This is a genomic window from Vibrio sp. 10N.261.52.A1, assembly GCF_002876325.1.
Classification (GTDB): Bacteria; Pseudomonadota; Gammaproteobacteria; order Enterobacterales; family Vibrionaceae; genus Vibrio; species Vibrio chagasii.
The window spans coordinates 1-7037 of sequence record NZ_MCYD01000544.1 but is presented as its reverse complement, the minus strand read 5'-3'; the positions used below and the strand labels follow the sequence as shown (position 1 = coordinate 7037).

8 protein-coding genes and 1 pseudogene are annotated in these 7037 nt (G+C 45.9%); 3 read left to right on the top strand and 6 right to left on the bottom strand.

Annotated elements, in window-relative coordinates; translation table 11 throughout:
- The 6 genes and pseudogenes from BCT81_RS07935 to pspF form a co-directional block, all read right to left on the bottom strand.
- Window positions 1–154 (bottom strand): annotated as a pseudogene (locus tag BCT81_RS07935) (peptide ABC transporter ATP-binding protein); the annotation flags it as partial.
- The gene (locus tag BCT81_RS07930; RefSeq protein ID WP_004742055.1) at window positions 151–1152 is read right to left on the bottom strand and encodes an oligopeptide/dipeptide ABC transporter ATP-binding protein; all 1002 of its coding nucleotides are present in this window, start codon (window positions 1150–1152) and stop codon (window positions 151–153) included. The pseudogene BCT81_RS07935 and the gene BCT81_RS07930, both read right to left, overlap by 4 nt.
- Window positions 1152–2039, bottom strand: coding sequence for a putrescine export ABC transporter permease SapC (sapC, locus tag BCT81_RS07925; protein WP_061031742.1), 888 nt, complete (start codon window positions 2037–2039; stop codon window positions 1152–1154). The genes BCT81_RS07930 and sapC overlap by 1 nt, the downstream gene beginning before the upstream one ends.
- Window positions 2026–2988 (bottom strand): ABC transporter permease subunit, encoded by a 963-nt coding sequence (locus BCT81_RS07920; protein WP_061031741.1) that lies wholly within the window; start codon window positions 2986–2988, stop codon window positions 2026–2028. The genes sapC and BCT81_RS07920 overlap by 14 nt, the downstream gene beginning before the upstream one ends.
- Window positions 2988–4610, bottom strand: coding sequence for an ABC transporter substrate-binding protein SapA (gene sapA, locus BCT81_RS07915; protein WP_102423764.1), 1623 nt, complete (start codon window positions 4608–4610; stop codon window positions 2988–2990). The genes BCT81_RS07920 and sapA overlap by 1 nt, the downstream gene beginning before the upstream one ends.
- Window positions 4611–4712: 102 nt before the next feature.
- Window positions 4713–5735 carry a phage shock protein operon transcriptional activator gene (gene pspF, locus BCT81_RS07910; RefSeq protein ID WP_102423763.1) on the bottom strand — a complete coding sequence of 341 codons (1023 nt, stop codon included), beginning with the start codon at window positions 5733–5735 and terminating at the stop codon, window positions 4713–4715.
- A gap of 269 nt (window positions 5736–6004) precedes the next feature.
- On the opposite strand from pspF, the gene pspA reads away from it, so the two are divergent.
- From pspA to BCT81_RS07895, 3 genes are all read left to right on the top strand, one after another.
- Window positions 6005–6676 (top strand): phage shock protein PspA, encoded by a 672-nt coding sequence (gene pspA, locus BCT81_RS07905; protein WP_010440091.1) that lies wholly within the window; start codon window positions 6005–6007, stop codon window positions 6674–6676.
- Between the two features lie 14 nt (window positions 6677–6690).
- A complete protein-coding gene (gene pspB / locus BCT81_RS07900; RefSeq protein WP_004742066.1) occupies window positions 6691–6924 on the top strand; it encodes an envelope stress response membrane protein PspB in 234 nt (77 codons plus the stop codon).
- The coding region (locus BCT81_RS07895; protein ID WP_133152586.1) for a PspC domain-containing protein at window positions 6917–7037 on the top strand (121 nt) is incomplete at its 3' end. The genes pspB and BCT81_RS07895, both read left to right, overlap by 8 nt.

Here is a 7037-nt window from a genome sequence, read left to right as displayed (position 1 = left end):
TCCCAGAGCCGTTCTGACCAATAAAGCCGATCGTTTGGCCTGCTTCAAGCGTAAAGCTTACCGGCTTCACCGCTTGATGAATCTTTTTACGGAAAAGACCAGAGCGAGTCGTAAAGTCTTTAGATAATTCACTGACTTCTAATAATGCACTCATGATTTCTTTTTCTTCTCCATATTCAGAGGGAAATGACAGTTAAACTTATGGTTTTTGATTCGTTTAGTATGTGGGATTTCCACACACTGTCTTTGCGCGTAAGGGCAACGTGGACCCAATCGACAACCAATAGGAAGATGCTGTAGTGGAGGAATCGACCCTGGTAGCGACTGAAGCTTCTCTTTGTGTGGGATCCAGTCGTTGAAGTCTGGCATCGCTTTCAATAGAGCCACAGTGTATGGGTGCTTTGGTGCATCCAACAGTTTTTGCGTATCCGCAGATTCAACAGACTGACCACAGTACATAACGGTAATTCGAGTCGCCCATTGAGTGATGGTCGTTAAGTCATGGCCGATCAGGATGATGGTCGTGTTATGGAGCTGATTCATTCGGCTCAATAATCGCAAGATCTGAGACTGGGTAATCGGGTCCAAGTCGTTGGTTGGTTCATCGGCAATCAAGACTTTCGGTTTGGCTGCGATCGCCATCGCGATCATCACCTTTTGACACTCACCATCAGTGAGTTCGTAAGAGTAGCTGTCCATTAGGCGCGAGTGATCTTTGATGCCGACTTTGTGCAACAGAGCGATAGCTTGCTTCTTGCGCCACTTAAATCGTTGCCACCATCGACCTTCAAAGGCGTGTGAGGGAATGGCTTCGATCAGTTGATTGCCCACTTTTTCTGAAGGATCAAGACACGTTGATGGCTCTTGGAAAATCATCGCAATATCACGAGCAATGACACGTCTGCGCTCTTTAGGGGTCAGTTGAAGCAGGTCAACATTCCCGAGTCGCATACGGTCAGCGGATACCTTCCAGTTTTCTTTACAAACACCAACGATCGCTTTAGCAACCAAGCTTTTACCAGAGCCTGATTCACCTACTAAACCACGAATTTCCCCTTCATTGAGGGTAATACTCATTCGATCTACCGCTTTAACCATCCCTTGAGGGGTCTCAATTTCAATGGTTAGATGTCGAATATCAAGTAACGGCATTATTCGATTCCTGCATTTAGCGCTTGGCGAACACCTTCACCGACGAGGTTAATCACAATCACTGTAAACATAATGGCTAGGCCGGGTAGGGTTACTGTCCATGGTGCGAGATAAATAAGTTCTACAGAATCACCTAGGATAGAGCCCCATTCGGTACTTGGTGCTTGAGCACCAAGCCCAAGGAAGCCTAAGGCGGTGATATCAAGAATCGCGACCGATAACGCCAGTGTAATTTCTAGTGCCACCACAGTAAGAATATTTGGAAGAATCGAGTTCCACAGCAGGTAGAAGTCGTTCGCACCATCAAGGCGAGAAGCCAGAATATAGTCTTTCTCTACCTCAGCATGCACGGCAATGTAGACCGAGCGAATAAAGCGCGGAATCAATGCCAAACATAAGGCCAGCAAGATATTGAACTCGCCAAAGCCAAGGAATGCTACAAAGATGATTGCTAGTAGCAGAGACGGAATCGACATCACCGTATCAAGCAGGTGGTTTAGAGTACTTGATAGCAAACCACGCGTCATACCCGCAAGCACGCCAATGAGACAGCCAATAACGGCAGCGATAAAGGTAATCACGACCGCCGCACCAAAGGTAAGCTGAGAGCCAATGATTAAGCGAGAAAGAATATCTCGGCCTAGATCGTCTGTACCCAAGAAATATTCAACAGTACCTGCTGGATCCCAAGATGGCGGTGTTAAAAGATGACCCGTTTGCTCTTGTGCGTCATGGGGAGCTAACCACGGAGAAGTGATCGTCACCAGAATGATAAGTATCAAACACCACAAGCCAAACATCGCAAGGTTGTTAGAGCGGAAGCTACGCCAGAAGCGCTCAAACTGGGTAGGAATCTGTTCTTCCTGGTAGACGTTATTTGTTAGCATACCATTCCTTCCTTACCAGTGGGTTGACCATAGCGCCTAGCAGGTCAGACAGAATATTTGCAGTCAAAACCAGAGTTGCCACCACAATTACGCCAGCTTGAATAGAAACGTAATCTTGATTCGATAAAGCATCCAATAACCAGCGTCCAATCCCCGGCCAGTTAAAGATAGACTCGGTAATAATCGCAAGCGTTAACATGCTCGAAAGCTGAACACCGACCTTAGGAATAATCGGTGGAATCGCATTTCGTAATACGTGCTGAGTCACGATCTCTCTTGTTGATAGACCTTTAATACGTGCCGCACGGATGTAGTTCTGTGTCATCACTTCAGCTACGGATGCTCGCATTAAACGGATAACCTGAGTCGTTGGTGCCAGTGCTAAAACAAGACACGGTAGCGCCATGTGCTCAATGACACTTTGCAACGCGTGTGCGCGGTAACGACCTTCAGCAAAAAAAGCATCGATGATCGCGAAGCCAGTCACGTGTTCAATCTCATAAAGTAGATCGTATCGACCGCCAACAGGGAACATCTCAAAATGCAGAGAGAACACCATGATCATCAATAGTGCGACCCAGAATATAGGTGCAGAGTAACCTGCCATCGAGGTGAACGAGATAGTGGTGTCGACAAATTTACCTTGTCTCATGCCAGCGATGGTCCCAAAAGGGATGCCAATCAAAAGCGCTAATACAAAGGCAAAGAAACACAGCTCTAATGTCGCTGGGAAAACGACCACAAGCTCATCAATGATTGGTGTACCGTGCTTGCTTAAGCCAAAGTTTAGTGTTGATAGCTCTGTGATATAGCTTATCCAACCGGGCCAGAAATCTTGAATCGCCCACGGTGAGGTTTGATCGAGTCGCAGCAACGAAAAGCCGACCATCGTCAGGATCGCAAGCGTGATAACGAACAGATTAATACGTCTTAATGTATACCAAAACATCAGTGCACCTCTCTTCTGACTTGATCAAAAGGTTGGGCATTGAACGGGCTCTGTTTGAAGCCAGTTAAAGAACGATCATGTACGCGGAACTGCACTCCGTGAGCCAGAGGGATCACAGGTACCTCCTCATTGAGAATGTTCTGGGCTTGGCGATACAAGTTGACACGGTGCCTTTGTTGGTTGATCTCTAAGGCTAAATCCAGAAGAAAATCAAAGTCTGAATTACACCACATCGATACGTTGAGACCTGCGCGCTCAGAGCTACATGAGAGCAGAGGGCGCAAGAAGTTATCAGGGTCGCCGGTATTACCTATCCAGCCTGTTAGTAGAAGATCTGTTGAGGCGATTGAAGACAGTTGTGTACGGTCGAATCGATCGTCAGTGTAAAGTTTCAATTCGATGCCGATGTCCGCTAAATTAGCTTGGATAAGTTCCGCAGTTTTACGCGGACTTGGGTTGTAAGCTCTTGGCTCTAGCGGCACCCACATTGAAAGCTCTAATCCCGGCTCGACGCCAGCTTCTTTGAGAAGGGCTATCGCATAGTTTCGGTCATAACGCACTTGAACATTGTCTTTCTGATGAGCCCAAGATGTCGGAGGCAGCAGTGTATAAGCCTTGGTACCTGTACCGTAGTACACCGAATCAAGAATATTTTGTCGGTTGATAGCCAAGTTCAGCGCTTTACGTACGCGAGAGTCGCGTAGGGCTGGGTGCTCTGTATTAAGGGCGATGAAAGAGACATTCACCGCTGGTGTCGCGGATATCTGCAGCTCTTTATGTGCTTGAATGATTGGGATCTGGCTAGAAATTGGCGAGTTCAACACATCACATTCATTGCGCAGCAACTTAGCGAGGGTGCCGGTTCCGCGTTGTGAGGTATCGAAAACCACTTGGTCCATTTGCACATCACCTTTCCAGTAATGCTTGTTCTTTTTAAGACGCACCAAGTCATTGATTTGATATTCATCCAGATAGAATGGACCAGTACCAACCGGCTTCGAGTCGATTTCATTCTTCTCATCAGCAGCCACGAGTTGGTTCGCGTATTCCTTAGAGTGAATCACCGCGTAACTGGTCGCGATGTTATTTAGAAAAGAATTATCTGGGCGACTCAATTGGAATTTAACCGTTAAGTCGTCCACTGCCGTGATATCGACAATCAAATTCTTGAAGTCGATGCCCGCAAACCATGGGTATAGACCACCGCCCACATAGTGGAAGGGGTTGGAACTATCAATGATACGTTCGAAACTAAAAACCACATCTTGCGCGTTCATAGAACGGGTTGGCGTAAACCAGCCTGTGGTCTGGAACGCTACGTTAGGGCGCAGTTTGAAAGTGTATTCAGTACCTGATTTATCGACAGACCAGTTTGTTGCTAGATTCTGCTGTGGTCGATAAGTCATAGGATCGAGTGTGAGCAGCGTGTCGAAGATTTGCGGGCTCAGCGATTCAGCTGTAATTCCGCTATCAACCAGTTGAGGGTTGAAGGTACTAGGATTGCCTTGGCCACAATAAATGAAGCCTTTTTCACGAATTTGCTCGTGATTCACACTCTCACCACATCCGGCTAAAAAGCTCAGCGTGCAGATGCTCAGTGATAGTCTTATTAGTGCTTTCATAAAAAGAAATACTTTTCGAAACGAGGCGTTAGAGGTGCCTCAAGATCCGGACAATTTAACATTTTATTTATTCGGCTCCAAATAATAATCCTATGAGTGTGGCTATTTCTCACTGCCTTGTCCGACAATCGCGTACTTCCTCACCATTCCCCTTAATTGGTTGTAGGTGAGTCCGAGTAATTCGGCGGCTTGTTTTTGGTTGTACTTGCTCTGTTTTAACGCTTGATTGAGCAGCTTGATGTCTTGCTGCTCTTGCCACGCTTTGTAATCAAGGGGCAAAGAAAACGAACCTTCAGAAGAAGTATGGCTGTTGGATGACTCATTGCCAATGTCTTGAGTCGATTCTTGATTCTTATCCCATGCTGGTTTAAACGGGTTAAATACCAAAGATTCAATAGGATATGGGTTCTTACCATGTTGATAGATGGCACGCTCAATGACGTTTTTGAGTTCTCTTACATTCCCTGGCCAAGAGTATTCCAGTAAGGATTCTATGGCCGATGGCGCAAAGCCAACAAATAGCTCAAGCTCTAATTCACGGCACATCTTAATGGCGTAGTATTCAGCCAGTAATGTGATGTCCTCTTTGCGTTCACGAAGCGGAGGAATAGTAATGACATCAAAGGCGAGCCTATCTAATAAATCGGCTCTAAATTCGCCTTTAGATGCCATCTCTGGCAGGTCAGCATTAGTTGCACACACCAGCCTTACATTTGCGCTTAGCGCTTTTTGCCCGCCGACACGTTCGTACTGTCCGTATTCAATAACCCGCAATAGCTTTTCTTGCACTGCAAGGGGAGCTGTTGCCAGTTCATCAAGAAATAGTGTGCCGCCTTCCGCTCTCTCAAATCGGCCATGGTGACGACCTTTTGAGCCGGTAAAGGAGCCTGACTCATGACCAAACAGCTCTGAATCAATCAAGCCTTCACTTAGTGTTGAACAGTTTAGCGAGATCAAAGGCTGGTCCCAACGCTTTGAGAGGTAATGCAGCCTTTGTGCAATCAGCTCTTTACCTGTACCACGCTCTCCAATGATCAGAATAGGCCTCTCTATTGGAGCCAGTTGAGAAACTTTGTCCAAAACAGAAAGAAAGCTAGGTGATTCACCAATAAGGTTCTGCTGCATAGCGGGTCCTTGTGTTAGCTGAGCGCTGGTGGAGGTCATTTAGACTGTAGTGGTGAAAAATACCAATACTTGGTTAAATTCATCATAGCATGGTTCAGGTTAATCGCCATTACATTGTAAGTGACTGATAATTAATGCCTTAAAAGTTGGCACATAACTTGGATCACTTATGGTAGGTTTAGCAACAAACGTAAATTAGCGAGCAAGTGGTGATGAGTCGCACAACGATTTAAATCGCATTTGCCATCATTGAAATTAAGGAGTTCCTCATGGGTATTTTTTCTCGCTTTGCAGATATCGTAAATTCAAACATCAGCGCACTATTAGATAAGGCTGAAGATCCTGAAAAGATGATTCGCTTGATTATCCAAGAGATGGAAGACACGCTAGTTGAAGTGCGCACTAACTCAGCAAAAGCAATAGCAGACAAGAAAGAGCTAGCACGTAAAGTTGAAGCAATCGAAACTCAAATTCTTGATTGGCAGAATAAAGCGACACTGGCACTCACTAAGCAACGCGAAGATTTAGCGAGAGCAGCGCTGATCGAAAAGCAAAAGCTGGAAGACATCATCAAGAGCTTGCACACAGAGCAAACGTTAGTGCATGAAACGATTGAAAAACTGACCAGCGAGATTGGCAAGCTTGAAACTAAGATTGCTGAGACTCGTGCCAAGCAACAAGCACTGATGATCCGCAACAATGCAGCGAGCAACCGTCGTGATGTTCAAAAACACCTGCACTCAAGCAAAACTAATGAAGCGATGGCGAAGTTTGAGCAATTCTCGCGTAAAGTGGATGAATTAGAAGCTGAAGCGGATGTTTACGCGAAGACAGGCAATGCAAAGTCATTAGACCAAGAATTTGCAGAACTGCAGGCTCAAGATGAAATTGAAAAAGAGTTAGCGAAGCTGAAGCAACAAGTTGAAAACCGCGATAAATAATTCAGGAGTTGTCTATGTCCACATTTCTAATTGCAGGTCCACTGATTGTCTTTTTGATCTTCGTGGCACCGCTATGGTTATTCCTACATTACCGCAGCAAGAAGAAATCCAGTAATGGGCTATCGGAAACGGATCTTCAACGCCTGCATAAGCTTTCAGCACAGGCAGAATCGATGCAAGATCGCGTAACAACGCTAGAAAAAATACTGGATGCGGAGTCACCTAACTGGAGACGAAACTATGAGTAGAGATCTGTATCGCGATCCAATTAACGGTAAGTTGTCTGGCGTGTGTGCAGGGTTGGCGAACTATTTCGGTCTTGAAGTTTGGCTGGTTCGTATCATGGTTATCTCCGCTGCAC

What these genes read in the sequence shown, in the direction of transcription:
- sapC (WP_061031742.1), bottom strand. Translation starts at nt 2,039, where the DNA reads ATGCTAACAAATAACGTCTACCAGGAAGAACAGATTCCTACCCAGTTT.
- sapA (WP_102423764.1), bottom strand. Translation starts at nt 4,610, where the DNA reads ATGAAAGCACTAATAAGACTATCACTGAGCATCTGCACGCTGAGCTTT.
- pspA (WP_010440091.1), top strand. Translation starts at nt 6,005, where the DNA reads ATGGGTATTTTTTCTCGCTTTGCAGATATCGTAAATTCAAACATCAGC.
- BCT81_RS07920 (WP_061031741.1), bottom strand. Translation starts at nt 2,988, where the DNA reads ATGTTTTGGTATACATTAAGACGTATTAATCTGTTCGTTATCACGCTT.
- pspB (WP_004742066.1), top strand. Translation starts at nt 6,691, where the DNA reads ATGTCCACATTTCTAATTGCAGGTCCACTGATTGTCTTTTTGATCTTC.
- BCT81_RS07930 (WP_004742055.1), bottom strand. Translation starts at nt 1,152, where the DNA reads ATGCCGTTACTTGATATTCGACATCTAACCATTGAAATTGAGACCCCT.
- pspF (WP_102423763.1), bottom strand. Translation starts at nt 5,735, where the DNA reads ATGCAGCAGAACCTTATTGGTGAATCACCTAGCTTTCTTTCTGTTTTG.